Source organism: Burkholderia sp. SIMBA_051, assembly GCF_046534915.1.
In the GTDB taxonomy this organism is placed as follows: Bacteria; Pseudomonadota; Gammaproteobacteria; order Burkholderiales; family Burkholderiaceae; genus Burkholderia; species Burkholderia ambifaria.
Map to the genome: position 1 here is coordinate 93,680 of NZ_JAWRXS010000009.1, position 26,031 is coordinate 119,710.

21 protein-coding genes are annotated in these 26,031 nt (G+C 65.8%); 14 read left to right on the forward strand and 7 right to left on the reverse strand.

The window, feature by feature from the left end; genetic code table 11:
• Position 1 precedes the first annotated feature (1 nt).
• From SB771_RS22435 to SB771_RS22450, 4 genes are read right to left on the reverse strand one after another with little or no spacing between them, the layout of a single operon-like run.
• Positions 2-400, reverse strand: coding sequence for a helicase (locus SB771_RS22435; RefSeq protein WP_175656672.1), 399 nt, complete (start codon positions 398-400; stop codon positions 2-4).
• Between the two features lie 55 nt (positions 401-455).
• Complete coding sequence (locus tag SB771_RS22440) at positions 456-1,301, reverse strand: alpha/beta fold hydrolase (protein WP_175656673.1); 846 nt, start codon at positions 1,299-1,301, stop codon at positions 456-458.
• Between the two features lie 40 nt (positions 1,302-1,341).
• The gene (locus SB771_RS22445; protein WP_175656674.1) at positions 1,342-2,130 is read right to left on the reverse strand and encodes an SDR family NAD(P)-dependent oxidoreductase; all 789 of its coding nucleotides are present in this window, start codon (positions 2,128-2,130) and stop codon (positions 1,342-1,344) included.
• A 57-nt stretch (positions 2,131-2,187) separates the two neighbouring features.
• Entirely contained in the window at positions 2,188-3,270 is a 1,083-nt protein-coding gene (locus tag SB771_RS22450; protein WP_175660088.1) for an alkene reductase, read from the reverse strand.
• A 132-nt stretch (positions 3,271-3,402) separates the two neighbouring features.
• Here SB771_RS22450 and SB771_RS22455 point away from each other — a divergent pair, with 132 nt between their 5' ends.
• Entirely contained in the window at positions 3,403-4,032 is a 630-nt protein-coding gene (locus SB771_RS22455; RefSeq protein ID WP_175660087.1) for a TetR/AcrR family transcriptional regulator, read from the forward strand.
• Between the two features lie 54 nt (positions 4,033-4,086).
• Here the strand turns inward: SB771_RS22455 and SB771_RS22460 are convergent, their stop codons facing one another.
• On the reverse strand, positions 4,087-4,812 hold the full coding sequence (locus SB771_RS22460) for a TetR/AcrR family transcriptional regulator (RefSeq protein ID WP_175660086.1): 726 nt from the start codon (positions 4,810-4,812) through the stop codon (positions 4,087-4,089).
• Between the two features lie 416 nt (positions 4,813-5,228).
• Between SB771_RS22460 and SB771_RS22465 the strand changes: the two genes are divergently transcribed.
• Together SB771_RS22465 and SB771_RS22470 are read left to right on the forward strand one after the other, a co-directional pair.
• Entirely contained in the window at positions 5,229-6,362 is a 1,134-nt protein-coding gene (locus SB771_RS22465) for an efflux RND transporter periplasmic adaptor subunit (protein ID WP_165754059.1), read from the forward strand.
• A complete protein-coding gene (locus SB771_RS22470) occupies positions 6,359-9,520 on the forward strand; it encodes an efflux RND transporter permease subunit (RefSeq protein ID WP_175660085.1) in 3,162 nt (1,053 codons plus the stop codon). Before SB771_RS22465 ends, SB771_RS22470 begins: the two co-directional genes overlap by 4 nt.
• Before the next feature lie 13 nt (positions 9,521-9,533).
• On the opposite strand, the gene SB771_RS22475 is transcribed toward SB771_RS22470, so the two are convergent.
• Positions 9,534-10,586, reverse strand: coding sequence for an RNA-guided endonuclease InsQ/TnpB family protein (locus SB771_RS22475; protein ID WP_175660084.1), 1,053 nt, complete (start codon positions 10,584-10,586; stop codon positions 9,534-9,536).
• A gap of 92 nt (positions 10,587-10,678) precedes the next feature.
• Between SB771_RS22475 and SB771_RS22480 the strand changes: the two genes are divergently transcribed.
• The 5 genes from SB771_RS22480 to SB771_RS22500 all read left to right on the forward strand — a co-directional run bounded on the left by SB771_RS22480 (position 10,679) and on the right by SB771_RS22500 (position 16,713).
• Entirely contained in the window at positions 10,679-12,145 is a 1,467-nt protein-coding gene (locus tag SB771_RS22480; RefSeq protein WP_175660159.1) for an efflux transporter outer membrane subunit, read from the forward strand.
• 131 nt (positions 12,146-12,276) lie between these two features.
• A complete protein-coding gene (locus SB771_RS22485; protein ID WP_175660083.1) occupies positions 12,277-13,647 on the forward strand; it encodes a PqiA/YebS family transporter subunit in 1,371 nt (456 codons plus the stop codon).
• A gap of 40 nt (positions 13,648-13,687) precedes the next feature.
• Positions 13,688-15,283: an intermembrane transport protein PqiB gene (locus tag SB771_RS22490; RefSeq protein ID WP_175660082.1), complete on the forward strand. Its 1,596-nt coding sequence runs from the start codon at positions 13,688-13,690 to the stop codon at positions 15,281-15,283.
• On the forward strand, positions 15,280-15,981 hold the full coding sequence (locus SB771_RS22495) for a membrane integrity-associated transporter subunit PqiC (protein WP_175660081.1): 702 nt from the start codon (positions 15,280-15,282) through the stop codon (positions 15,979-15,981). Before SB771_RS22490 ends, SB771_RS22495 begins: the two co-directional genes overlap by 4 nt.
• Before the next feature lie 204 nt (positions 15,982-16,185).
• Positions 16,186-16,713: a TetR/AcrR family transcriptional regulator gene (locus SB771_RS22500; protein WP_175660158.1), complete on the forward strand. Its 528-nt coding sequence runs from the start codon at positions 16,186-16,188 to the stop codon at positions 16,711-16,713.
• 128 nt (positions 16,714-16,841) lie between these two features.
• On the opposite strand, the gene SB771_RS22505 is transcribed toward SB771_RS22500, so the two are convergent.
• The gene (locus tag SB771_RS22505; RefSeq protein WP_175660080.1) at positions 16,842-17,615 is read right to left on the reverse strand and encodes a TetR/AcrR family transcriptional regulator; all 774 of its coding nucleotides are present in this window, start codon (positions 17,613-17,615) and stop codon (positions 16,842-16,844) included.
• A 136-nt stretch (positions 17,616-17,751) separates the two neighbouring features.
• On the opposite strand from SB771_RS22505, the gene SB771_RS22510 reads away from it, so the two are divergent.
• The 6 genes from SB771_RS22510 to SB771_RS22535 all read left to right on the forward strand — a co-directional run bounded on the left by SB771_RS22510 (position 17,752) and on the right by SB771_RS22535 (position 26,028).
• A complete protein-coding gene (locus SB771_RS22510) occupies positions 17,752-18,075 on the forward strand; it encodes a hypothetical protein (RefSeq protein ID WP_244096762.1) in 324 nt (107 codons plus the stop codon).
• Positions 18,076-18,087: 12 nt separating this feature from the next.
• Positions 18,088-19,158, forward strand: a complete 1,071-nt coding sequence (locus SB771_RS22515; protein WP_175660079.1) for a VOC family protein — start codon at positions 18,088-18,090, stop codon at positions 19,156-19,158.
• 36 nt (positions 19,159-19,194) lie between these two features.
• The gene (locus tag SB771_RS22520; protein ID WP_175660078.1) at positions 19,195-20,151 is read left to right on the forward strand and encodes a fumarylacetoacetate hydrolase family protein; all 957 of its coding nucleotides are present in this window, start codon (positions 19,195-19,197) and stop codon (positions 20,149-20,151) included.
• The gene (locus SB771_RS22525; RefSeq protein ID WP_175660077.1) at positions 20,148-22,118 is read left to right on the forward strand and encodes an acyl-CoA synthetase; all 1,971 of its coding nucleotides are present in this window, start codon (positions 20,148-20,150) and stop codon (positions 22,116-22,118) included. The genes SB771_RS22520 and SB771_RS22525 overlap by 4 nt, the downstream gene beginning before the upstream one ends.
• Positions 22,119-22,257: 139 nt before the next feature.
• Positions 22,258-22,995 (forward strand): OmpW/AlkL family protein, encoded by a 738-nt coding sequence (locus SB771_RS22530; protein WP_175660076.1) that lies wholly within the window; start codon positions 22,258-22,260, stop codon positions 22,993-22,995.
• A gap of 54 nt (positions 22,996-23,049) precedes the next feature.
• A complete protein-coding gene (locus SB771_RS22535) occupies positions 23,050-26,028 on the forward strand; it encodes a molybdopterin-dependent oxidoreductase (protein ID WP_175660075.1) in 2,979 nt (992 codons plus the stop codon).
• Positions 26,029-26,031: the final 3 nt, after the last annotated feature.

The following is a 26,031-nucleotide window of genomic DNA, read 5'->3' on the forward strand; positions in this document are numbered from 1 at the left end:
CTCAGAAGACGGTGCGGTCGTAAGGCGAGACGATTTTCGGAGGCTGCAGGAACGCCGTCAGGCCCTGGAACCACAACACTTCCCGGAAGTCGCCACTGATGATCAGGTCTTTACTGCCCACTCCCCTGAGGAAGGCCGCCTGGGCATCCTTGGCCGACAGAATCTCGAAGCCTTTGGCGGCACTCGTAAAGGTGAGCGTGAATCGAGGCGTCGCTGCCAGTCCCGCATACGATCGGACGGTGCCATCTTTGATCACAAAGTAGCGCCCGGCACCCGAAACCGTACGAATCTGGCATACCAGGCTCTTGGACGCGACGTAGCGCGCGGCGTTGGCGTCGCGCCGGATCTTGCGTCTCAGCAGTTGGGCGAATGCCCACAACAGGAACTTGAACTTAAGCATTTCGGGCATCCTTTTGACCTGAGAAAAGTGCGTTCGGACCATGACGACCGTCGCGTCACTCGCTCAGGAACTGAACTGCGTGACCCAGGAAGCGTTGCGGGTACTGAAACTGCGCGGCGTGGCCGGCATCCGGGTAAATGAACAACTGCGCATTGGGCAGGTTGCGCGCCATGTAGAAGGAGTTAACCGTCGGGACCATCACGTCGTTCACGCCATTCAAGATGAACGTAGGCTGCCGGATACCGCGCAGATACGCGAAAGGATCGTCTTCCGAGAGCCTCGGCATATACAGCACGTTGGCCTCGATCTGGGCGATCGAGACCTCCGGCGAGGATGGCGGATCCTGGTCGGCTCGCATATGGCGCCGCTCCCAGAACGCCCTTGCCGCCTGCTCGGCTTCTGCTGATCGTCCGAAGAACAGGTAGAGGAAGTCTTCGAACGCCGGCACCGGATTGACCGCGGTGGTCAATACGCGCTGCTCCATTTCCGGATTCCCCCCGCGCGGCCCGGTGCCCAGCAGCATCAGCTTGCGCACGAGCTCGGGATGGCGCCAGGTCAGGTCGAGCGCCTGAAACCCGCCCAGCGAAAAGCCCAGAACGTCGATTTGCTGCAAGCCGAGTGCACGAACGAAAGCCGCTGCGTCATCGGCCATGTCCTCGATGCGCGTTCGTGGTTGTCCGCCGGAGGAAGCGACGCCGCGACCGTTATAGAGAATGACTTCGCGGCTTTGGGCAAGCCCATCCGTCATCAGCGGATCCCAGTTGTCCATCCCGCCGCGGAAGTGCTGCAGGAACAGTAACGGCGGCTGCGAAGAATCCGCGTTACCCCAGCGGCGGTAGGCGAATCGAGTACCGTTGACATCCACGAAGCGCGTGGGCGTAGTGATATGGGTGTCGGTCATCGTGGCATCCATCGTTCCGCCGTTTGGTGCAATTGAATGGTCAGGCGCGGAGCTGATAACGCTCGGCCGCGTGTGCTTGTCGAATGTCCGACAACAGTCCCTGTCGAGCGCCATCCAGCGCGTCCCACCGCCCGGCTACGTGCAGCGGCGGGATCGTGACCCGTTCGCGACGGTCGAACCCGATCAGTGCGGCATCAACCAACTCGCCCACTTCCATCACCTCGGGCAGCGTGTTCACGTCGACCCCGGCGCGCTCCCAGATCTCCGTGCGCGTCGCCGCCGGCAGGACGGCTTGCACGTAAACACCCTTGGGTGACAACTCGAGATTCATGCCCTGCGACAGGAACAGCACGAATGCCTTGGTCGCGCCGTAGATCGACATGCCGAACTCGGGCGCGAAACCCACCACCGAGCCAATGTTGACGATCGAGCCGTTACCGGACTGCACGAAGCGTGGCGCGACCGCGGCTGCAAGCCTCGTCAGCGCCGTCGTGTTGAGCGTGATCAGGCGTTCGATGCTTTCAGGGGTTTGCTGGAGGAAGCCGCCCGACTGAGCCACGCCGGCATTGTTGATCAGAATTCCTATTCGATTGTCATCGCGCAGACGAGCCTCGAGCGCGGACAGATCGGTGGACTGGGTCAGGTCGGACTGCAGCACTTCCACGGCCACACCGCTTTCCTCACGCAGGCGCGCTGCCAGGGCATCGAGTCGCGCCTTGTCGCGGGCGACAAGGACGAGGTCATGGCCACGCCGAGCGAAGCGCTCGGCGTAGGTGGCACCGATGCCGCTGGAGGCGCCGGTGATGAAGACTGTCGGAAGCGTGGTCATGGGTACTTTCCTTTTCAAGGGTTCTTCTGGCGGAGACTCAGTCAAGGGCACGAAGCCTTAGCCGGAAATCGTCGGGTAATCGATGTAGCCCGCCGGGCCGCCGCCATAGAGCGTCGCCGGGTTGAGCTGCGTCAGTGGTGCGCCGTGCTTCAGGCGTTCGACCAGGTCCGGGTTGCTGATAAACGGACGGCCGAACGCGAACAAGTCGGCTCTGCCCTCATTGAGTTGAGTGGTGGCGAATTCCACGTCGTAGCCGTTGTTGGCCAGATAGGTCTGCTTGAAACGGCGGCGCAGCGCGTCATAGTCGAACGCGGCAACATCGCGTGGGCCGCCAGTCGCACCTTCGACCACGTGCAGATAGACGATGCGCTGCGCGTTGAGCTGTTCGGCGATGTAGTCGTACTGCGCTTGCGGATCGCTGCAGGAAATACCGTTGGCCGGCGAAACCGGCGAGATGCGCACGCCGGTGCGCTCCGCACCGATTTCCTTGACCACTGCGGCGACCACTTCGAGCAGCAGCCGCGCACGGTTCTCGATCGAGCCGCCGTAATCGTCGGTGCGCTGGTTGGCTCCGTCCTTGATGAACTGCTCCAGCAGATATCCGTTCGCGCCGTGAATTTCCACGCCGTCGAAACCTGCGGCAATCGCGTTGGCCGCGGCCTGTCGAAAGTCGTTCACGATGCCCGGCAGCTCGGCGAGTTCCAGCGCGCGCGGCTCGGACACGTCGATAAAGCCGTTGTTGACGAAGGTTTTCGTCTCGGCGCGGATGGCGGAAGGCGCGACCGGCGCCGTACCGCCAGGTTGGAGGTCAGTGTGCGAGACGCGGCCCACATGCCAGAGCTGCACGAAGATGCGTCCACCCTTGGCATGGACGGCGTCCGTGACCTTGCGCCAGCCGGCGATCTGCTCGGGTGTGTACAGGCCGGGCGTGTCCTGATAGCCCTGGGCCTGGGCCGAAACCTGAGTGGCCTCGGTGATGATCAGGCCGGCCGACGCGCGCTGCGCGTAGTAGGTCGCGGCAAGCTCGCTGGGCACCAGCCCGGCGCCGGCACGGTTGCGGGTCAGCGGTGCCATGACGATGCGATTGGTGAGCGTCAGGTCACCGAGGGCGTACGGCTCGAAAAGCGTTTTCTCTGACATGTCGTTCCAGCGTCGGGTGGTGGGAATGGCTTAATGATGACGACCATAATCTAACATGTCAATACTTTGATGATGACCGACATCAATGTATAGTCAGGCCATCAGACAGGAACGCGCCCACGGAGAGGAAAAGTGAAAGTCACCAAGGCACAGGCCCAGGCCAACCGGGCCCACGTTGTCGAAACAGCGTCGACGCTGTTCAGGGAGCGCGGTTTTGATGGGGTCGGAGTTGCTGATCTGATGAGCGCAGCGGGGTTCACCCACGGCGGCTTCTACAAGCACTTCCGCTCAAAGGCCGATCTGATGGCGGAATCGGCGGCCTGCGGCATGGCGCAGACCGTTGCGCTGTCGGCCGGGGTGGACGCAGCGGAGTTCGTGCGACAGTATCTCGCGCGCGAGCACCGCGACGCGCGCGCAACCGGCTGCACGATGGCCGCGCTGGGTGGGGATGCCGCGCGTCAACCCGAAGCGGTCCGGGCCACCTTCGCGGACGGCATCGAAAGACTGCTGGCGGCGTTGGTCCAGGAACGTGATCCGTCAGACGGTGCAGACGCGGCAGAGGCCCGAGCCGACTGCCTCGACATCATGGCGCATGCGGTCGGCGCGATTGTGTTGTCGCGCGCATGCCCGGATGATTCGCCACTGGCCGACGAAATCCTGACGGTATGCCGTGACAAGATTCTCGCGACACTGGGCCCGTCGGCGACAGCGCGCGAACCGGGTCGCAATCAGGGGAACGACAGCTCCGCCCAGTCGAAGTGACGCCGGGCGGCGGTGGTCGCCTGGAAGGCGGTCGACGACGATCGCCGCCCCCTCTCAATCCCCAGCCGTTACAGTGAAATCGCCGAGCGGTAGCGGGCGATTCGCGATGGCGTGCGCCTCGGCGTGCGCAATGCCAAGCGTCTGCAGCACGACCGCGGCGGTCCGTTCCGGGAAATCGCCGACGCCGGCCGCCCGTCGCCGCGCCCCGCCCTCGACCGTCCCGGCGATGTGAAGCTGCGCGGCGATTGCCGCGAGAATCATCCCTGTCGACGCCAGCACGCTGACGAACGGATCGCCGACGACGAAGCGGCGCGCCGCGATGCCGCGCGCGCTGTCCCGCCGCAAGCGCTGCCCAAGCCCGCGGTCGAGCGCGCGCACCGAAAGACCTTCGCGCATCAAGAACCGACCCCACATCCACTCCCGATGCGCTTGCATCAGCGTATGGCGCACGCAGACCGACACGACCTCCGCCGGATCTGACAAACCGCCGGTCACGCGCTCGAGCCGATCCGCGAAATCGTCGAACACCCACTCGATCAACACGGCAAAGAGTCCGTCTTTCGACGCGAAGTGGTTGTAGAACGAGCCGAACCCGACGTCGGCCGCCTCGGTGATCTCGCTGATCGCCACGTTGTCCATCCCCTTTTCCGCCATCAGCATGAACGCCGCCCGCAGCAGACGCATGCGCGTCGCCTGCTTGCGCCGCGCGCCCCGCGGCACCCGATGCTCGGTCGCGACGGCGGCCCCGATGGGCCGCGGCGGCTCGGACGTTTGATCCATCACAGCGTCTCCCCCTTCGAAATTTCTTGCATTCCGCAATCTTAGATTATTGGCTCATACTTGACAATGTTATCAGTTATGAGTCTAATCTCGGAAATCGCTGCGCCGAGCGTGTCTGCCGGAAGGGTCCTCGACGTGCGGTAACGGCCAGCACGGGCATTCGATGCCCGTGCGGTAGCCCGCCCCCACCGCTCCGTGCGGCGGGCGCAGGCTGCGTGACCTGGCGTGCCGGCATCGGACGCTGCCACGCAAACATCGGAGTACTGATTTAACCAGTGGATGCGCCGTCGGCAGCGAAGCCGGATCGCGCCCCGCCCCAGTCGGGCGGCCCGTCGAGGTCGCCGGATTTTTTTAGTTGGCCCTTCATTCGTCTTGGAAACATCGTGAAATCACCAGGTCTTGATGCGCGCACTTCGATGCGCCGGCTCCTGACACGCATCGCGCCGCCGGTTCAGCGGGCGCCGATCGCGCTCGCATGCTGTGCAATTCTTCTGACGGCTTGTCATTCGCATGAGGCCCCCGCGCCCGAACCGCGGTCGGTGGTCGCGCTGCCGGCTCATGCAGACAGCGGCGCATCGCAGCGCGTGCTGCCGGCGCAGGTCCAGGCGCGCTATTCGACGGCGCTGTCGTTCCGGGTCGGCGGCAAGATCGTCGAGCGGCGCGTGCGCATCGGCGACACCGTCAAGGCCGGACAGACGCTCGCGGCCCTGGATCCCGCCGATCTGCACAACACGCTGCTCAATGCCCGCGCGCAACTCGACGCCGCCGAGCATCGGGTCGTCTACGCGAAGCAGCAACTCGAGCGCGACCGCGCGCAGGCACAGGCGGCGCTCATCGCGCCCGCGCAGCTCGAGACAACGCAGGATGCCTATACGTCAGCGGTCGCGCAGCGCGATGCCGCCCTCGCGCAGATGGCGCTCGCCGGAGATCACCTGCGCTACGCGACGCTCGTCGCGGATCACGACGGCGTCGTGACGTCCGAGGATGCCGATACCGGGCAGAACGTCGAGGCCGGGCAGGCGGTGTTTCATCTGGACTGGAGCGGCGAGCTCGACATCGTGTGCGACGCCTCGGAGCGCGACCTGCGCGATCTCGCGATCGGCCGCGGCGCGCGCGTCAGCCTGACGGCGCTGCCGGGCAAAGTGTTCGATGCGCGGGTGCGCGAGGTCGCGGCCGCCGCGGATCCGCAAAGCCGCACGTGGCGGGTAAAGCTGACGCTGATCGCGCCGAGCCCGGACGTGCGCTCCGGGATGACGGCCAACGTCGCGTTCGACGGCAGCACCGACGCCGCCGCGGACCATACGATCACGCTGCCGGCCACCGCGCTCTTTCACCGCGGCGAAGCGCCGGCGGTCTGGGTCGTCCGCAAGGGCAGCGACACTCTGGAATTGCGCACGGTGTCGATCGGACGCTACGACGAACGCACGGTGTCCATCACGTCGGGGCTCGCGAGCGACGAGCGCGTGGTGATGCAAGGTGTCCATACCGTCACCGCCGGCGAACGCGTGCGCGTCGTGCCGCCGCTGCACCCGGAGGACTTCCCGTCATGAACGCCCCCGAGCATCATCTGCCGGACGACGCGCGAACCGATGCCGGCCAGGCCGACGACCGTCGCTTCAATCTGTCCTCCTGGGCGCTCAAGCATCAGCAACTGGTGATCTTCCTGATCGGCCTTGCGACGATCTTTGGCGTGATCGGCTATACGCGCCTCGCGCAGTCCGAGGATCCGCCGTTCACGTTCCGCACGATGGTGATCCAGACCTACTGGCCGGGCGCCACCGCCCGCGAAGTCCAGGAGCAGATCACCGACCGGATCGGCCGCCAGCTTCAGGCCGCTCCGTACGTCGACAACATCAAGAGCTACTCTCGCCCCGGCGAGTCGATGATCTTCTTCGCGATGAAGGATTCGGCGCCCGTCAATCAGGTGCCGGAAACCTGGTATCAGGTGCGCAAGAAGGTCGGCGACATCCGCGCGACGCTGCCGAAGGGCACGGTCGGCCCGTTCTTCAACGACGAATTCGGCGACGTCTATACGAACATTTATGCGCTCGAAGGCGACGGCTACTCGCCGGCGCAACTGCACGATTACGCGGACAAGCTGCGCGCGGTGCTGCTGCGCGTGCCCGGCGTCGCAAAGGTCGACTACTTCGGCGATCCCGATCAGCACGTGTTCGTCGAGATCTCGAACGCGCAGCTGACCCGGCTCGCGATCACGCCGCAACAGCTCGCGCAGGCGATCGACGCGCAGAATGCCGTCGCGCCGGTCGGCACGATCACGACGGCGGACGATCGCGTGTTCGTGCGTCCCACCGGCGCGTTCAAGGACATGCAGGCGCTCGCGGACATGCCGATCACCGTGAACAATCGCACGTTCCGGCTCGGCGACGTCGCCAAGATCACGCGCGGCTACGACGATCCGCCGGTCACGCAGATGCGCACGAACGGCCACGCCGTGCTCGGCATCGGCGTGACGATGCAAAAGGGCGGCGACGTGATCGATCTCGGCAAGGCGCTCGACGCCAGGACCGCCGAACTCCAGGCAGGTTTGCCGGCCGGCGTGAAGCTGAGCGCGGTGTCGAGCATGCCGCATGCGGTCAAGCACTCGGTGGACGACTTCGTCGAGGCCGTGGGCGAAGCCGTCGCCATCGTGCTCGTGGTCAGCCTCGTGTCGCTGGGCTTGCGCACCGGGATGGTGGTCGTCATCACGATTCCGATCGTGCTGGCCGTGACCGCGCTGTGCATGCATGTGTTCGGCATCGGGCTCGACAAGGTGTCACTGGGCACGCTGGTGCTCGCGCTCGGGCTGCTGGTGGACGACGCGATCATCGCCGTCGAAATGATGGCGGTGAAGCTCGAGCAAGGCTGGACGCGAACGCGTGCGGCGGCGTTCGCGTACACGAGCACGGCGTTCCCGATGCTCACGGGAACGCTCGTGACGGTATCGGGCTTCCTGCCGATCGCGCTCGCGAAGTCGAGCACCGGCGAATACACGCGCTCGATCTTCGAGGTGTCGGCCATTTCACTGATCGTGTCGTGGTTTGCCGCCGTCGTGCTGGTTCCGCTGCTCGGCTACCACATGCTGCCCGAGCTCAAGCATCACGACGGGCATGCGCACGGGCAGGACGTGTACGACACGGGCTTCTACCGGCGCCTGTCCGGCTGGATCTCGGCCTGTATCGAACGCCGCTGGGTCGTGCTCGGCGTGACCGCGGTGCTGTTCGCGATCGCGATGGCCGCCTTCACGCGCGTGCCGCAGCAGTTCTTCCCGAACTCGGAGCGCCCCGAGCTGCTGGTCGACTTGCGCTTGCCGGAAGGCGCGTCGTTCGACGCGACGCTGCGCGAGGCCACGCGGCTCGAGAAGACGCTCGCTGGCCGCCCCGAAATCGATCACGTCGTCGACTTCGTCGGCACCGGTGCGCCGCGCTTCTATCTGCCGCTCGATCAACAGCTTCAGCAGCCGAACTTCGCACAGTTCGTGATCACGGCGAAGGACGTCGAAGCACGCGACCGGCTGTCGCACTGGCTCGAGTCGACGCTCGCAACCCGTTTCCCGACCGTGCGCACGCGTGTGGCGCGGCTTGAAAACGGGCCGCCGGTCGGCTTCCCGATCAAGTTCCGCGTGAGCGGCGACGACATCGCGACCGCGCGCGCCATCGCCGAGAAGGTGGCGGACAAGATGCGCGCCGACCCGCGCACGCGCAACGTGCAGTTCGACTGGGACGAGCCGGCCGAGCGCTCGGTGTCGTTCGAAATCGATCAGCTCAAGGCGCGCCAGCTCGGCGTGACGTCGGAAGACGTGTCGGGCTTCCTCGCGATGACGCTGTCCGGCTACACGGTCACGCAATATCGCGAGCGCGACAAGCTGATCAACGTCGACCTGCGCGCGCCGAAGAGCGAGCGCGTCGACCCGTCGAAGCTCGCCGGCATCGCGATTCCGACGCCGCACGGCCCGGTGCCGCTCGGCGCGATCGGCCACGTGCGCGACACGCTCGAATACGGCGTGATCTGGGAACGCGACCGCCAGCCGACGATCACCGTGCAGGCCGACGTGCGCGGCGACGCAGCGAGCATCGGCGTCACGCGCGACATCGACGGTGCGCTGGCGACGCTGCGCGCGACGCTCCCCACCGGCTACCGGATCGACATCGGCGGCGCGGCGGAGGAAAGCATGAAGGGCCAGACGTCCATCAACGCCCAGATGCCGCTGATGATCATCGCGGTGCTGACGCTGCTGATGATTCAGCTCAAGCGCTTCTCGCGCACCTTCATCGTCGTGCTGACCGCGCCGCTCGGCCTGATCGGCGTGGTCGCCGCGCTGCTGCTGTTCGGCAAGCCGTTCGGCTTCGTCGCGCTGCTCGGCGTGATCGCGATGTTCGGGATCATCATGCGCAACTCCGTGATCCTGGTCGATCAGATCGACCAGGACATCGCAGCCGGACAGCCGCGCTTCACGGCGATCGTCAGCGCGACGGTGCGGCGCTTCCGGCCGATCATGCTGACCGCCGCCGCCGCCGTGCTCGCCCTGATCCCGCTGCTGCGCTCGGGCTTCTTCGGCCCGATGGCAACGGCGCTGATGGGCGGCATCACGATCGCGACGGGACTGACCATCTTCTTCCTGCCCGCCCTTTATGCGACGTGCTTCAAGGTGCGACGCGACGAACGCGAGTCGACCGCCACGGCCGTCGCGTCCCCGGAGACATGTCATTGACGTCCTCACCCGCCTAAAGGCAGGTGATTCCCACACCTGGCGATGCACGTCCGCATCGGAGAATGTTCAGCGCAGCGTTGATATCACGATCATGCACGACACCACAGTCACTGCAGGCCCACTCTCTTATTCGCAGTCCCGCGATACCTTTCGGCCGCGTCGTGCTGTCTTTCGACCCGCACGCCGAACAGGACTGGGTGGAACCGCTTTCGTCCACTTCCTCGAACGTGGCCCCATGCGCGATCGCTTTGTAGCGGAGCTTGTTCCGGAAGGACGACCAGGATGCGTCGTAGACGCTTTTCGCCATCCTGGTTCTGGCAAGTTTGACGGCCGACACGTTACCGACCGCGATGTAATCGAACCGCCGCACCAGATCGAGCGCGAGCTTATGCTGGAAATCGGCACGGGCATTCGCGACCTTGGCGTGCAACTTCGCGATATGCCGCTTGTGCTTTCGCGCCCGTTGCGCTTTCGCCAGTTTCTCCGCCGCGCGTCGGCCGAATCGGTCATTGGGCAGCTTCTCGCCGGTCGAAAGTGTGGCGAAGTCTTTCAGGCCGAGATCGATGCCAACACCGGAACGGATTGGGCGAGCCTGAACATCGGGCATCTCGATCACGATGTTGAGAAACCAGTTGCCGCGCGCATCCTGCGCAAAGTTGGTCCCATCCTTGATCTTGCCTTCGGGAAGCGCCCGGCTGTTGAACACGCGAAACGTGTTGCCGGCGAAACGGAACGCGTCACCCTCGCGCTTCAGGTCACGGCCCTTCAGCGGCACCCAGCCAAGAGACTTTTTGCCCCGATAGCGCAAGTAAGGTCGCCGGTGCTGACTGCGCGACTTCGCATATTGCTCGCACGTCGCGTTGATCGTGCCGGAGTGGATACCGAGTTCCTTGCTGCTGCCGGTCGTCAGCACGTTCAGATCAAAGCCGGTCGGCCACTTTTTGCTCCACATGAGCGCGTGCTTCTGCGTGTCATTGCAGAAGTTCCAGACGTAGTTCACCGCACGGCTCTGCTTGTTGAGCAGTCCGTTGAGCGACTTCACGCGGTAGCGGTAGACAAGAATCATGCAGGTGATCCTAACCCGTGGAAGAAGCTGCCTGTCAACAGCACTCCTTTCCTTCCCGCCATCAATGGCGGGGTTTCTCGGAGCAAATTCTGATGAAACTTACCCGTATGACCGCGGCGCTCGCCGCGAGCGCGGCGCTCGGCCTGTCCGGCTGCGCGATGGCCCCGAGCAGCACGCCGCCCGCGATGCCGTCGCCGGCTCACTACGGCGAGACGCCGCAGCCGCCGCGGACCGCCGAAGCGGCGGGCGTCGCGCAGCAATTCGACGTCGGCGCCGCACCGGTTCCGCAGTGGTGGCGGCTCTATCGCTCCGGCGCGCTCGACGCGCTGGTCGACGAAGGGCTGAGCGCGAATCCGACGCTTGCCGCAACCGAAAAGACGCTCGCCGCCGCGCAGCAGGAACTGCGTGCGCAGGTCGGCGCATCGACGCTGCCGTCGCTCGACGCGAATGCGCAGGTGGCCCGCACCCGCACGCCGGACATCTCCGGCACGGGCGCGCAGACCCTGCGCTACAACGTGTTCGTCGGTCAGTTGCAGGCGCATTACACGTTCGATCTGTTCGGCGCCACGCGCTACGCGAACGCGGCAAGCGCCGCGCGCGTCGACGTGCGCGCTTGCGAGCTCGAAGCGGCGCGGCGCGCGCTGGCAGCCAACATCGTCGGCACCGCCATCTCCGCTGCGGCGCTCGACCGACAGATCCTGCTGACCGAGCGGCTCGTCACCATCGCGGCATCGTCCGCGCACGACGATGCGCAGCGCTACGCGCTCGGCGCGATCTCGCATGCGCAGGCACTGGCGTCGACGCAGAACGCGGCATCGCTCGCCGCGACGCTGCCCGCGCTACGCCAGCAGCGCGCGACAACCGTTCACGCGCTCGCGATCCTGCTCGGCCGCACGCCCGACGCCGTACCGCCGATCCCCACATTCGACAGCCTGTCGCTGCCGGAGCACGTGCCGGTCGTCGTACCGTCCGACCTGCTGAAGGCGCGCCCCGACATCCGCGCGGCCGAAGCCGCGGTAAAAGCCGCCGCGGCGGATGCGGGCGAAGCGACCGCGCAGTTGTTCCCGAGTTTGTCGCTCACCGCGACATTGGGGCGCGGCGGCTTCAGCTGGCCGGCGCTGTTGTCGGGGGCGGGCGGGCTGTGGGCAGTCGGCGCAGGCCTGTCGCAGCCGCTCTTCCACGGCGGCGCGCTGCTGGCCCACCGGCGTGCGACGCTCGATTCGTACGACGCGGCGGTGCTGCAGTACAAGTCGGCGGTGCTGTCCGCGTTCGGTGACGTCGCGGATTCGCTCGCCGCACTCGACAACGACGCGCAGACGCTGGCCGCGAACGAAATCGCGGCACGGGCAGCGGGCGCGGCCTTCGACGAAACGGCGCAGCGCCGCACACTGGGCGCTGTTCCGGTGTCCGCGCAGCAGGCGAGCGAGCGGCAATATCTGACCGCGGAGCTCGACGCGGTCCGTGCCGCGAGCCGGCGAATGACCGATACGGCGGCACTCCTGCAGGCAATGGGCGAGTTGCCGCCCGACGCCCGCACGGCAGTCGCGGCCCGGCAATAACGGCTGCTTGCGTCGACGGGCCGGCTGCGCGTGCCGCCGGCCCGGACCTCGACGCCCGACGCCCGACGCACCGCGAGTACCGCGAGTACCGCGGCGCCGAGCACTCCTTTACTCCGCATGATCGATTCCCGATGAAACCCGAAAACCTGGTCGCCTGCCACGAATGCGACCTGCTGTTTTGGCGGCCGCCGCGCCTGCGCGCGCTGGCTGCGCACTGCCCGAGGTGCCGTGCCCGCGTGGGCGGCAGCGCGCACGGCCGTCCGGCGCTGGACCGGCGGTGCGCGGTCGCGCTCGCCGCGCTGTTCACGTTGTTCATCGCGCAGGCCTTTCCCATCGTCGGCCTCGACGCTGCCGGCATCGCATCGCACGCGACGCTGGCCGACGCGGTGGCCGCGTTGCGCTTGCACGGGCAACCGGTCGTGGCGGCGATCGTGTTCGGCACGACGATGTTGTTCCCGCTGCTGGAAATCGCCGCGTGGCTGTACGTGCTCGTACCGTTGCGCGCGGGCCGTGTACCGCCCTGCTTCGCGCCGGTCCTGCGCAACATGCAGCGGCTGCGCCCGTGGAGCATGGTCGAGGTGTTCCTGCTCGGCATCCTGGTCACGATCGTCAAGATGACGAGCGTCGCGCACGTGATACCGGGCCCCGCGCTGTTTGCGTTCGGCGCCCTCACCGTGATGCTCGGCGTTCTCGCGTCGTTCGACCCGGGCGGCCTGTGGGAAACGCGCGACGAAATCATCGCGCTGCGCGACGGCGGTACGCCCGCCGCGATGTCGCGCCGGCGGCGCACGCCGCGACGCGCTGCACCGGTGGCGCCCGACACAGCGGACGCAATGGACGCAATGGACGCGACCGGGCACCACCGCCCGGCAAGCGTCACGGCCCGCGCCGCTGGTCTGCTCGCATGTCATACCTGCGGACGCGTGCAACCGCATACCGAGGCCGCCGACGCGCGCTGCACGCGCTGCGGTTCGACGCTGCACGAACGCCGCCCGCGCAGCGCCGCACGCACGGGCGCGCTCGTGATCGCGGCCGCGCTGCTCTACATTCCGGCGAACCTGCTGCCCATCATGCACGCGACCTCGCTCGGCCGCACCGAGGACGACACCATTCTCGCCGGCGTCGCGTACTTCTGGACGTCCGGCGACTGGCCGCTCGCCGTCGTCGTGTTCGTCGCGAGCGTGCTCGTACCGATGCTCAAGCTCGCGATTCTCGCGTTGCAGGCCATCGCCGCGCATCGCGGCACGCCATGGCGCCCGCTGGAACGCGCGCGGCTCCATCGACTGGTGGAGCGCGTGGGCCGCTGGTCGATGCTCGACGTGTTCGTCGTCGCGCTGACGATCGCGCTCGTGCATTTCGGGTCGTTCGCCGAGATCACGCCCGGCCCCGGCGCGCTGGCGTTCGGCGCCGTGGTCGTGCTCACCATGTGCGCGTCGATGCAGTTCGATCCGCGACTCATCTGGGACGGCGTGCAGCGCTCCGCCGCCAGCCCTCGATCCTGAACGAGCGCAAGCCCGTCGCAACTCTACGACTCTTCATACGATGCTTCCCCTCGATTTACCTGAACCCGAGATCCGGCCGCGTAGCCGCTGGATCCCGTCCCTCGTCTGGATCGTTCCGCTCGTGTGCGCGTTGATCGGGCTGTCGCTCGTGTACCGCAGCATTGCCGCGACCGGCCCGACGATCACCGTCACGTTCGCGAACGCAGAAGGCCTCGAAGCCGGAAAGACCAAGGTCCGTTATAAGGACGTCGATATCGGCTCGGTGCAGGCCATCACGCTCACGCCCGACTTCAAGCGCGTGGTCGTGCGCATCCAGCTCACCAAGGAAGCCGCGCGGTTCGCGAACCGCGATACGCGATTCTGGGTCGTTCGGCCGCGTGTCGGCGCCACCGGAATCTCCGGGCTCGGAACGCTGCTCTCCGGCGCGTACATCGGCGCGGACCTCGGCCGCTCGCCGCACGAGCAGACCGACTTCGCCGGCCTCGAGGCGCCACCCGCCGTCACCGCGGACCAACAAGGCCGCCGCTACCTGCTGCACGGCGATTCGCTCGGCTCGATCGACATCGGCTCGCCGGTGTTCTACCGGCACCTGCAGGTCGGCCAGGTGGTCGGCTTCTCGCTCGACAAGGATGGCACGGGCGTCGACGTGCAGGCGTTCGTGAAGGCGCCGTACGACAAATACGTCGGCACCAACACACGCTGGTGGCATGCAAGCGGCGTGGATCTGCGACTCGATTCGAACGGCCTGAAGCTGAACACGCAGTCGCTCGCGACGGTGGTCGTAGGCGGTCTCGCGTTTCAGTCGCCGCCCGAGCAAGCCGATGCACCGCCGGCGGCCGACAACGCGTCGTTCCGGCTCGCGCCAGACCAAGCCGAGGCGATGCGCGATCCCGACGGCACGCCGCTGATGGTCGTCATGCGCTTCGACCAGTCGCTGCGCGGACTGTCCGTCGGCGCGCCGGTCGATTTGCGCGGCATCGCGCTCGGTCAGGTCACGAACATCGGGATCGAGTACAACGAGCACTCGCGCACGTTCAGCATGAAGGTCACGATGGCGCTGTATCCATCGAGACTGAGCCGGCACAGCGACACGGCGCTGCCAGCCCCCGATACGGCCGGCGGCCACGACCTCCTCGAGCACCTGGTGCTGCAGGGGCTGCGCGGACAACTACGCACCGGCAGCCTGCTCACGGGCCAGTTGTACGTGGCGCTCGACATGTTCCCGAAGGCGCCGCGCGCGAGCGTGGACGTGCGCCGCACGCCGGTCGAGCTCCCGACCGTTCCGAACACGCTCGACGAACTGCAGGTTCAGCTCGCCGACATCGCACGGAAGCTCGACAAGGTTCCGTTCGACCAGATCGGCAACAGTCTGAACGGTGCGCTCGAGCATGCGAACCAGCTGTTCGGACACCTCGACCAGCAGGTCGTGCCGCAGGCGCGCGACACGCTGGCGGCGGCGCAGCGCACGTTCGACGCCGCGCAGGCGACGCTGCGGCAGGATTCGCCGATGCAATCGGACGTTCATGACGCGATGCAATCGCTCACGCATACGCTCCAGTCGCTCAATACGCTGGCCGACTATCTCGAGCGGCATCCGGAAGCGCTGCTCTTCGGCAAGAAAGGAGAACCGAAATGACGCCGCATTCGTTTCGCACGATCAGGATGCCGATCCGCATCGCAACGTGCGTCGCACTGGCCGTGCTCAGCGCCTGTGCGTCGCCGCCCGTACGGTTCCATACGCTCGGAATGGCGGATGGCGCGGGCGGCGAAACCGGCGCCTCGCGTCCCGCATGGCTGATCGACATGCAGAGCGTGCACGTCGCGGCGCCGGCGGACGGCAACCGGCTCGCGGTGCAGCGCGGCCCCGAACGGGTCGACATTCTGGAACAGGAACGCTGGGTTTCGCCGCTCGGCGACGAGATGCGCGGCGGACTGTCGACGCGCGTCTCGTCCCGGCTGAACACGATCGACGTTCACCGCGTCGCCCATCCGGATGGCACGCCGGTTTATCGGGTCGCCGTGGACGTCCAGCGTGTCGAATCGTGGCCGGCGTCGCACGTGCTGCTCGATGCGACATGGACGGTGGACTCCGGCTCCGGACAGCCGGCACTGACGTGCCGCAGCATCGTTCGGGCCGGTGCGTCGGCGGGCTACGACGCGCTCGTCGACGCGCATCGCCATGCGCTCGACACGCTCGCGCTCGGCATCGCCGCGGGCATTCGCGCGGCGGCCACGCACGCGCCGCCGCCCGCCGGATGCCGCGCGGGAACACTCGACCGACGGATCGCGCCACCCGTCGCCGAGCGCGGCGCGCCGGATCCGCTCGACGATTGAATCGGACCGCGAACACGCGCCCGGTCGGATCGGGTTGGGCGATCGGCCTCGCGCCGGCGCGCTGCACGATCTAGCGACATCGTCAGGCGAAATCATCCCGACGAAAAACGAATCGGCGCTGCGCCGTTCCCGTGTCGGTCCGGCGTTTCGCGCGGCGCGGTGTGGCGCCGCTTCGATCATTTCCACCTGCATGGACAACCCAGGATGAAACCCGCCCGACTCACGCGCGAGCAACGCAGGCTCGACACCCGCGAACGGCTCATTGCCACCGCTCGCGCGCTATTCATCGCGAAAGGCTTTGCCGATACGAGCGTCGAACATATCGCCGAGGGCGCCGGGTACACGCGCGGCGCGTTCTATGCGCACTTCGAACACAAGCGCGAGCTGTTGAGCGAGATCCTTCGCCGCGACCATGATCGAATGATCACGAAAATTCGGCTGGCGGCGCCGGAGAGCGGCGGCGCCTGCAGCGCAGCCGACTACGCGGACATTGCCGCCGGCTGGGAATGTTTCCCGCTGTGGGTCGAGGTTCATCTGTACGCGCTGCGCGATGCCGCGTTTCGGCACATCGTCGACTGCCTGCACACCGAGCCGGTTGCGCTACCGGAGATGGCCAGCGGCGCGGCGGGCGCCGCCGATCGGATGCCGTCCGCGACCGGCTGGGCGGCCGCGCTCGGCGTCGCGCTGCTGAGTGTCAGCGCGCGGGATGCCCGGCGCGATGATTCAACGTAGCGTAAGAAAAGCCACCCGGCCGGGATTCGCCAACGATCCGCCACATCCCGGCCCAAGCAGCTTCTGCCGTGTCGCCGCTCATCCGCAATTGACCCACCCGGGGCCTAGCAGCGGGCGACGGCGCTACATCACTGCGCCGTCTCGGCCGCTTCCACCACCGGCAGCGGCCGGCTTGCGATCTTCTCGGCTTCCGCGCGCTTGAGCCCCAGCGTATGCAGCAGCGTCGCCGCCGTGCGTTCCGGGAAATGCTCTCCGCTGAAGCCGAGCTCCTTCAGCACACCGGCCGCCGGCGCGCCCGGCGCGACGAAGTTGAGCTCGGCCGCAATGGCAGTCAGCACCGTACCGCCAACCGAAAGAAAGCCGATGAACGGGTCGGCGACCACGAAGCGTTTTTCGGCGATGCCGCGCTCGATGTCCCGCAGCAGGCGCTGGCCCAGGCCGAGCGTCAGGACCCGCGCCGAAAAACCCTCGCGTATCAGGAAGTGTCCCCACACCGGCTCGCGCCGTGCGCGTATCAGCGTATGCCGTACCGACACGGAAACGATTTCCGCCGGATCGGACAAGCCGCTGGCCACGCGATCGAGCGAATCCGCGAATTCCTCGAATACCGATTCCACGAGGGTCGCGTAAATCGCCTCCTTCGATTCGAAGTGGTTGTAGAACGAGCCGAAGCCGACGTCCGCGGCCTCGGTGATTTCGTTGATGGCGACGCCTTCCATGCCCTTTTGCGCCATCAGCCTGAGCGCGGCGTCCAGCAGGCGGGCACGGGTCTCGCGCTTGCGGCGCGCGCCGCGCGGCTCGCGTTCTTCGGCGACCGCGACCGCGGATTTGGCTGGTTCCGGCGCGTTGGCGGCTTCCGGAGCGGAGCGCTTCGGTGTCCGGCGATTCGGTGTATTCGGCATGACGTTTCCGATCCTTGTTCGTGCCCAAGTATAGATTCAAATGTCTACATTGACAAAGTTATCATTCATGACTTTAATGTCACAAAAGGCGGCTGAACGAGGCCTGGGAACCGATCGACAAACGAATGGAGAAACGGTGGAGACACATCTGCACACGGGCGCCAGCGCGTCCAGCCACATCAATTCGCGCTCCTCGCCGGTAGGCGCGTTGCCGGCGACGCTCGAAGGACCGATCGAAGAATCCGGGCCAGTCGGCGCCGCAACCGGCCATGTGCGGGCCAGTCATGGCATCCGCGACGACGACGCGCATCGCCCCCATCTGAAATCGACGATCGACCTCGCGACATTCACAGGCCGACCAGGCTCGTCGCGCGACGGTGCGATTGCCTGCCTGCCGTTGCGCGGACAGCCCCTCGATGCGAAGGCGCGCCCCTTCGCGATTACCGTTCGACCTGCCTGACTGCCATCCGCCATGAAACTGACCACCACCCAGCCGGCTCGGCACCCCCACCCCACGACGAAGGCATCGGCGCTCGCCTATCTGATCTTCGATCGTCCGGACCTCGGCGAGGCCGAGCACTTTCTGAACGACTTCGGTCTTCGAACGGTGCGGCGGGACGACACGCAATTGCTGCTGCGCGGAACGGGCACCGCACACTTCTGTTATGTCGTTCGCCACGCACCGAAGGCTCGCTTCGTCGGCTTCGGATTACGGGTCGACAGTCGGGCCGATCTGGACGCGCTCGCCTCCGTCCCCGGCGCGTCGAAGGTCGAGGCATCGGATTGGCCCGGCGGCGGCCAGCGGGTGCGCCTCACCGATCCGTCAGGTTTTCGGGTCGACGCGATTGCGGGCCAGACACGCGCCGACACGCTGCCGCATCGCGCTGCGCTCCCGTTCAACTCGGTCGACGCACCCGTGCGAATCAACGACACGCAGCGGCCGCCGGCGAGCACCCCTGAAGTCATTCGGCTCGGGCACGTCGTGCTCGAGCTGGCCGACTTCCAGGAAACCTGCGCGTGGTACACGCAGCATTTCGGGTTCATCCCCAGCGATGTCCAGGTGCTGCCGGACGGCTCCCCCGCGGTCGCATTCATGCGGCTCGATCTGGGCGACAGGCCGGCCGATCACCATACGCTCGCGCTCGCCCAGGGGTTCCTGCCGACTTATAGCCATAGCGCGTACGAACTGGTCGACGCCGACGCCGTCGGCATGGGCCAGCGCATGCTCCGCGACAGCGGGTGGACGCACGCGTGGGGTATCGGCCGACACATTCTCGGCAGCCAGATCTTCGACTACTGGCAGGACCCTTGGGGCGACAAGCACGAACACTATTGCGACGGCGACTTGTTCACGGCTAACGAGCCGACAGGCGTGCACCCGGTCAGCCGCGAAGCGATGGCGCAGTGGGGCCCGACGATGCCACGCAGCTTCACGAAACCCCGGTTCACGCCGTCGAGTCTCGCGGCGCTGTTTCGCAACCTGCGCCGCAGTCCCGATCTGACGCTGCGCAAGCTGCTGACCTTGGCGAAGCTGTTCGCCTGACCCCAACCGCCCATTCGACTCACGAGAGATCCATCCATGTCACTGCTTGTCCTGCACTTCCGGCACAACGGCCGCGCCCAATGGGGGGTCGCCGCCAACGGCGCCGTCACGCCGATTCCCGGCGACTTCGAAACCACCGCGAGCTTTCTCGCGGCGAATCCGGTCGAACGACTCGCCGCGCTCGACGGAGCGACGATTCCCGAGACCGAGGTGGAGTGGCTCCCCCCGGTGACAGCCAACCAGCAATTCGTTTGTCAGGGCGCGAATTATCGTCAGCACATGATCGAATCCGGCATGGATCCGGACGCGAAAAAGTTCAACATGATCTTCACGAAGGCGACGAGCTGCATCGTCGCCGCCGACTCACCGGTGGTGAAACCGCGACACGTCCGGTTTCTCGACTACGAAATCGAGCTCGGCCTCATCCTCAAACGCGACATCACGTCCCACCGGCAGATCACGGACGAGAACCTGCACGATTACGTCGCCGGCACCGTGATCGTCAACGACTATTCCGCACGCGATGTCCAGATCCCGCAGATGCAGTTCTACAAGGGCAAGAGTTTCCGGACGTTTGGCCCGGTCGGCCCGTATCTGTGCCTGCTCGAGCGGCGTGACTTCCCGAAGCTGAAGACGCTCGACCTGACGTTGACCGTCAACGGCGCGGTGCGTCAGCGGGACTCGACCTCGAACCTCGTCTATGGTCCGGCGGAAACGTTGACCGAGTTGTCGGGCGTGCACGACCTTCGCGCCGGCGACCTACTCGCGACCGGCACGCCGGCCGGCTGCGCACTCAGCATCCCGTCGCCGCTCAAGCAGCGGGCCGTGGCGCTCTTTCCCGAATCCGTCAAATGGAAGATGTTCATGAAGGTGCAGGCGGGACGCGCGCAGTACCTGAAGGCCGGAGATATCGTCGAAGCCCGGATCGCGAGCCGCGACGGAACGATCGATCTGGGCGTGCAGCGTAACAAGATCGTGGACGAAGCAGCATGAACGGCATCGCGACCCGGTACGACGTGCTGGCGATCGAAGCGCAGGGCCTTCCGCCGGACCTCCCTGCCAGCACCTACGAGGTGATTTGCGCCGGCGCGGCCATCGATCCGTCCGCCCCCGCGCTGTCCTTTTTTCTGACCGCCGACTCGCATCGCGACGCCGAGCGCTGGACCTATCGCGAGCTGGTTCGTGACATCACGCGCACGGCCAACCTGTTCACGCGCCTCGGCGTGAGCTCGCGTTCAGTGATCGCTTATGTGCTGCCCAATCTTCCCGAAACCCATTTCGTGCTGTGGGGCGGGCAGGCGGCCGGCATCGTATGTGCGATCAATCCGCTGCTCGAAGGCGAAGCGATCGGCAATCTGCTCAAATCGGCCGGCGCCAGCGTACTCGTGACGCTCGCGCCATTTCCCGGGACCGATCTCTGGCAGAAAGTCGCGGCGATCCTTCACCAGGTCGAGTCGCTGCAGCATCTCGTGCTGGTCGATCCGGCCGATCGTGTGCGGGGCACCGCGCAAGCAGCGGCCCGCATGCTCCAGCGTGACGCGTGCCATACGCTGCACGGCGACGATGGTTTGCGCGGCGCGGTGCCCGCGCCTATCCAGATCCACGACTTCGGGACGGAAATGGCGCGGGAATCCGGTACGGCGCTCGACACCGTGCGCCGCATTCAACCGGGCGACATGTCCTCGTTCTTCTGTACCGGGGGAACCACCGGGTTGCCGAAAATCGCGATGCGCAGCCACGGCAACGAAGTGGCGAATGCATGGAGCGCCGGCCGGTTCTTCGGCGACAGCATCGGCCCCGGCAAAACGACTTTCTGCGGATTGCCGCTCTTTCACGTCAATGCCGCGATGGTGACCGGCCTGCTGCCATTTTCCCGCGGCGCCCATGTCGTGCTCGGCACACCGCAAGGTTACCGAGGTGACGGTGTCGTCAAACGTTTCTGGGAAATCGTCGAACATCATCACATCAATTTCTTCAGCGGCGTCCCGACACTTTACGCGTCGCTGCTCGACATTCCTGTCGACGGTCATGTTATCGACTCGCTCGAATATGGCCTGTGCGGTGCGGCGCCGATGCCGGTCGGCGTCTTCAGGGCCTTCCAGGAAAAAACCGGCATCCGGATTCTCGAAGGCTACGGTCTGACCGAGGGAACCTGCGTGAGCAGCGTCAACCCGCCGACCGGCGAGCGCCGGCTCGGATCGATCGGGCTTCGCATCCCCTTCCAGGCGATGAAAGCCGTCGTCGTGGACGACGCGGGACGGTATCTGCGCGATTGCGCGGTGAACGAAGAGGGGCTGCTCGTCATCTCCGGGCCGAACGTTTTCAACGGCTACCTGCGTGCCGATCAGAACAGGGCGCTGTGGCTCGATCTCGGCGACGGCAAGCGCTGGCTCAACACCGGCGACCTCGGCCGCTGCGACGTCGACGGTTACTTTTGGCTGACCGGCCGCAAGAAGGAATTGATCATTCGCGGCGGGCACAACATCGACCCCGCGGCGATCGAGGAACCGCTTCATCGACATCCGGCGGTCCAGCTCGCCGCGGCAATCGGGCGTCCCGATGCGCATGCCGGTGAGCTGCCGGTCGCATATGTTCAGCTCAAGCCGGGGATGAGCGCGACCGAGCACGATCTGACGGCGTTCATGCAACAGGAGATCGCTGAGCGCGCCGCACTGCCCAAGCACGTCCGAATCGTAGACGCTATCCCGCTCACGGGCGTCGGCAAGATCTTCAAACCGGAACTCAAGCGCCGCGAGACGGGTGACGCGCTGCGCGCGGCATTGGCCCAGGGCGGCGCCCCCGGTGCATCGATCGACGTCACGACCGATCAATCGGGCGGAATGTCCGTGTCGGTCGAGCTGAGCGACCCCGGGCTCGAGCCTGCGGCGCGCGTGGTGCTGGGGCGTTTTCCGTTTGCGTTCTCGATCTCGATCGCCGCGCAGCCGACACGGTCATCCTGACCGACAGCAACAGATCCGCGGCGATGGAGGAGCGCGGCTAGCCTGGATCGCACCAACATCGGAAGCAGATCGCCGCATTCAATAAGGTATCCAAATTAGTTTTTATTCATGAGACGGATCGAGACAGAGGAGACACAAGATGAATTTCAGGCGGACGACGCGTTTCGCAGGCATGGCGGTTTGTATCGGCTCGGCTTTTCTTGGCGACGATGCGCAGGCCCAGTCGGCCGGAAGCATCACGACATCGGTAGGATGGCTACACATCGCCCCACAGGGAAGCGCAACGCCCCTGGTCGTGCAAAGTGTCGGCGGCGTCACGGTGAATCACGAACTGTCCGGTAGCAGCGCCCATGCCAGTTCGACGGATACGCTCGGCATTACCAACGAGTACTACGTCACCGACAACTTCGGCGTCGCGATGCTTTTTGGCATGCCGCTGAAAGTCAATCTGATTGGCGACGGGACGTTGCAGAAGTACGGCACGCTCGGCACGACAAGGCCGATGCCGCCGGCGATCGAACTTCGATACCACCTGTTTTCTGCCACATCGAAATTCCGGCCGTTCCTGGGCATTGGCGCGAACTATACGTGGTTCACCCAGGTTCGAGCCACCAACAGCCGGTTCGTCTCCGACAGCTTCGGGCCGGGCGGCTCGGCGCGCGCGACACTCAGCGCTTCGTGGAACCCCGTGTTCGAGATCGGGGCGAATTACGCGGTGACCAGACACTGGTCTGTCGGAACCTCCGTCGGCTACATGCCGGTGAAGACCCACCTCACGTTATACGGACAGACCGCGACGGGGACGCAGATCGTTTCCAAATCGACGCTCCGGCTCAATCCCGTCAGCGTTTTCCTGAACGTCGCCTATACGTTCTGACGAGCACGCCCGGATGCCAGCCCCCCGCATCAAAGCAACACATAGGATCGAACGATGAAACGACAGGTTCTCAAGACCATTCTGTTTGCATTGCCCAAGGTTCTGGACCTGACGGCGCGCCGCTTCCCCGCCTACCGGGAACGTCTCAAGGAGCGCAATCTCGTCGCGTGGATCGGGCTCATGGATCAAAGCATGGGTCGCGTCATCGAGTTCAGGAATGGCCGCATTCGGTCGCGCGCCGGCAAGCACCCGCGGCCCGACGTGCGCATGGCCTTCAAGGATGTCGCCACCGCGCTGAAGTTTCTTTCCCCCAGCCCGGACCAAGGCGAAATCATCCACGCCGCCAAGAACTTCAAGGTCGTCACGGAGGGCGAGGACGAACTGCTGGTCTGGCTCATGCAAACCCTGAGCATGATGCGCACCGTCGGTCTGCCGATGGGCACGCCCATGCGCGACGGCACCCGACGCTACACCACCTGTACCAATGGCGGGCCGCTGTTCGTCTACGTCAAGGATGACCGCATCGTCCGCGTGACCCCGATCGAGCTGGACGATACGGATGCGTCGAGCTGGGTGATCGACGCACGTGGGCGCCGCTTCAGCCCGCCACGGCGGGGCTTGGTCGCGCCGCACGCGTTGACGCTCAAGTCGCTGGTCTACTCCGACAAGCGCATCCTTCACCCGATGAAACGGGTCGACTTCGACCCCGACGGCGAGCGCAATCCGCAGAACCGCGGCAAGTCCGGCTATGTGCGCATCAGCTGGGACGAGGCCCTGGACATCGTCGCCAAGGAGATCAACCGGCAGAAGCGCGTTCACGGCCCCGGCTCCATCACGTTCCCGATGTCGTCTCACCATCAGTGGGGCAACGTGGGCTACTACCTCAGCGCGCTGACGCGCTTCGCCAACCTGATCGGCTTCACGCGGGTCGCCGCGAATCCGGACAGCTGGGAAGGCTGGTACTGGGGCGCCATGCATCATTTCGGCAACTCGATGCGCGTCGGCGTGCCCTCCGGCTATGGCGGACTCGAGGACGCTCTCAAGGAAGCCGAAATGATCGTCTTCTGGTCGTGCGACCCCGAAAGTACCAACGGGGCCTACGCGGGATTCGAGGGAACGCCGCGCCGTCTGTGGGCCAAGGAGCTCGGTATCGAGTTCGTTCATATCGACCCGCACTGCAATCCGACCGCGCAGCTGCTGGGCGGCCGCTGGATCCCGGTGCGGCCGCAAACCGATGCCGCGCTGGCTACCGCGATCATGTACGTATGGGCCGTGGAGGGCCTGTACGACAAGGATTACGTCGCGGCGCGCACGACCGGTTTCGACGATTGGAAAGCCTACCTTCTGGGCGAAACCGACGGTACGCCCAAGACGCCCGAGTGGCAGGAGAGCGAGACCGGCGTGCCGGCCAAGGACGTCCGCGCGCTGGCGCGCCTGTGGGGAAACAAAAAGGTTCATCTCGCCGTCGGGATGACCGGCGCGGGATTCGGTGGCGCGGGCCGCGGGGCGACCGGCGCGCAATGGGCGCGCTGCATGATCATGATGATGGCCATGCAGGGCTGGGGCAAGCCGGGGGTGAATTTCGGCTGCCTCGAAATCGGCGTCCCGCATGATCTCCAGTTCTACTTCCCCGGCTACGCGGACGGCGGCATTTCAGGCGACCTGGCGTGGACCGCCAACGCGGTGGACAACTACCAGCGCATGCCGCACATCCTCACCATGAATCCGGTCAAGCAGATGGTGCCGCGACAGCAGCTGCCCGATGCGATCCTCAACGGTCACGCCACCGGTTATCTGTGGGACGGCATGTCCCAGGAAGCGCAGTTCGCGCCGTTCACCTACCCGATGCCCGGCTATTCGCCGATCCACATGATCTATCGCTATGGCGGATCGTCGTTCAGTACCGTGACGAATTCCGGACGCTGGACCGAGGCCTACCGGCACTCGAGCATCGAGTTCGTGGTCAATCAGTCGATCTGGATGGAAGGCGAGGCCCAGTTCGCCGACATCATCCTGCCCGCGTGCACGTCGCTGGAGCGTTGGGACATCGGGGAATGGGCGAATTCGGGCGGCTACGCGCACCACGGGTATGGCACGGTCAACCATCGCATGCTGACGATGCAGCACAAGTGCATCGAGCCTTTGGGCGAGTCCCGCTCCGACTACGACATCTTCACCGCCATCCTGATCCGGTTGGGCCTCGGTGGCATCTTCACCGAAGGCTGCAGCGATCTCGACTGGGTCAAGCGCGTGTTCGACTCGTCGGATCTGCCCGGTCACATTTCGTGGCGCGAATTCTGCCGCAAGGGCTATTTCGTCGTGCCGCCCGAAAAGCCCGAGCTTCGCCATCCCGTGGACATGCGTTGGTATGCGGAAGACCGGAAGAAGGACCTGCCGGAACCCCATCCGCTGCCGTCGCAGTTCTCGGAAAAGTTCGGCAAGGGCCTGCAAACGCCAAGCGGCAAGCTGGAGTTCGTGCCCGAGTTGCTGAAGCGGCACACGGCGGACAATCCCGAGCGGCCGCCGCTCAACCGATATATCCCCTCCTGGGAGGGTCTGCGCTCGGACCTGGCCCGGCGCTATCCGCTGCAATTGATCGCCACCCACAGCCGCTACAGCTTTCATACCCATTGTGACGGCAAGAACTCCGCGGTGAACGGCATCGACGATCATCGCGCGCTGATCGCGGGGCACCGCTTCTGGCTGCTGAGACTCAATCCGGCCGACGCCGCCGCTCGACGCATTGCCCATCGCGATCTCGTCAAGGTGCACAACGACCGCGGCGCCGTGATCTGTGCGGCCGATGTCTCGCCGCTCGTGAACGCCGGCGTGGTGAAGTCCTACGAGGCGAGCGCCGAATTTCAGTTGATCGAAATCGACGGCGAGCAAGTCGAGATTGGCGGTTGCATGAACATGCTCACCCCTGACCGGCCGCAGACCGCCGGCACCAGCAGCATGAGCCCGAATTCCTGCCTGGTGCAGGTCGAGAAATGGCGCGGTGCCGAAGCGTTCATGCTCGGTCGCGCAGCGTGAGGA

What these genes read in the sequence shown, in the direction of transcription:
- SB771_RS22505 (WP_175660080.1), bottom strand. Translation starts at nt 17,615, where the DNA reads ATGCCGAATACACCGAATCGCCGGACACCGAAGCGCTCCGCTCCGGAA.
- SB771_RS22485 (WP_175660083.1), top strand. Translation starts at nt 12,277, where the DNA reads ATGAAACCCGAAAACCTGGTCGCCTGCCACGAATGCGACCTGCTGTTT.
- SB771_RS22530 (WP_175660076.1), top strand. Translation starts at nt 22,258, where the DNA reads ATGAATTTCAGGCGGACGACGCGTTTCGCAGGCATGGCGGTTTGTATC.
- SB771_RS22470 (WP_175660085.1), top strand. Translation starts at nt 6,359, where the DNA reads ATGAACGCCCCCGAGCATCATCTGCCGGACGACGCGCGAACCGATGCC.
- SB771_RS22490 (WP_175660082.1), top strand. Translation starts at nt 13,688, where the DNA reads ATGCTTCCCCTCGATTTACCTGAACCCGAGATCCGGCCGCGTAGCCGC.
- SB771_RS22460 (WP_175660086.1), bottom strand. Translation starts at nt 4,812, where the DNA reads ATGGATCAAACGTCCGAGCCGCCGCGGCCCATCGGGGCCGCCGTCGCG.
- SB771_RS22495 (WP_175660081.1), top strand. Translation starts at nt 15,280, where the DNA reads ATGACGCCGCATTCGTTTCGCACGATCAGGATGCCGATCCGCATCGCA.
- SB771_RS22535 (WP_175660075.1), top strand. Translation starts at nt 23,050, where the DNA reads ATGAAACGACAGGTTCTCAAGACCATTCTGTTTGCATTGCCCAAGGTT.
- SB771_RS22515 (WP_175660079.1), top strand. Translation starts at nt 18,088, where the DNA reads ATGAAACTGACCACCACCCAGCCGGCTCGGCACCCCCACCCCACGACG.
- SB771_RS22445 (WP_175656674.1), bottom strand. Translation starts at nt 2,130, where the DNA reads ATGACCACGCTTCCGACAGTCTTCATCACCGGCGCCTCCAGCGGCATC.
- SB771_RS22525 (WP_175660077.1), top strand. Translation starts at nt 20,148, where the DNA reads ATGAACGGCATCGCGACCCGGTACGACGTGCTGGCGATCGAAGCGCAG.
- SB771_RS22475 (WP_175660084.1), bottom strand. Translation starts at nt 10,586, where the DNA reads ATGATTCTTGTCTACCGCTACCGCGTGAAGTCGCTCAACGGACTGCTC.
- SB771_RS22500 (WP_175660158.1), top strand. Translation starts at nt 16,186, where the DNA reads ATGAAACCCGCCCGACTCACGCGCGAGCAACGCAGGCTCGACACCCGC.
- SB771_RS22435 (WP_175656672.1), bottom strand. Translation starts at nt 400, where the DNA reads ATGCTTAAGTTCAAGTTCCTGTTGTGGGCATTCGCCCAACTGCTGAGA.
- SB771_RS22465 (WP_165754059.1), top strand. Translation starts at nt 5,229, where the DNA reads ATGCGCCGGCTCCTGACACGCATCGCGCCGCCGGTTCAGCGGGCGCCG.
- SB771_RS22450 (WP_175660088.1), bottom strand. Translation starts at nt 3,270, where the DNA reads ATGTCAGAGAAAACGCTTTTCGAGCCGTACGCCCTCGGTGACCTGACG.
- SB771_RS22440 (WP_175656673.1), bottom strand. Translation starts at nt 1,301, where the DNA reads ATGACCGACACCCATATCACTACGCCCACGCGCTTCGTGGATGTCAAC.
- SB771_RS22520 (WP_175660078.1), top strand. Translation starts at nt 19,195, where the DNA reads ATGTCACTGCTTGTCCTGCACTTCCGGCACAACGGCCGCGCCCAATGG.
- SB771_RS22480 (WP_175660159.1), top strand. Translation starts at nt 10,679, where the DNA reads ATGAAACTTACCCGTATGACCGCGGCGCTCGCCGCGAGCGCGGCGCTC.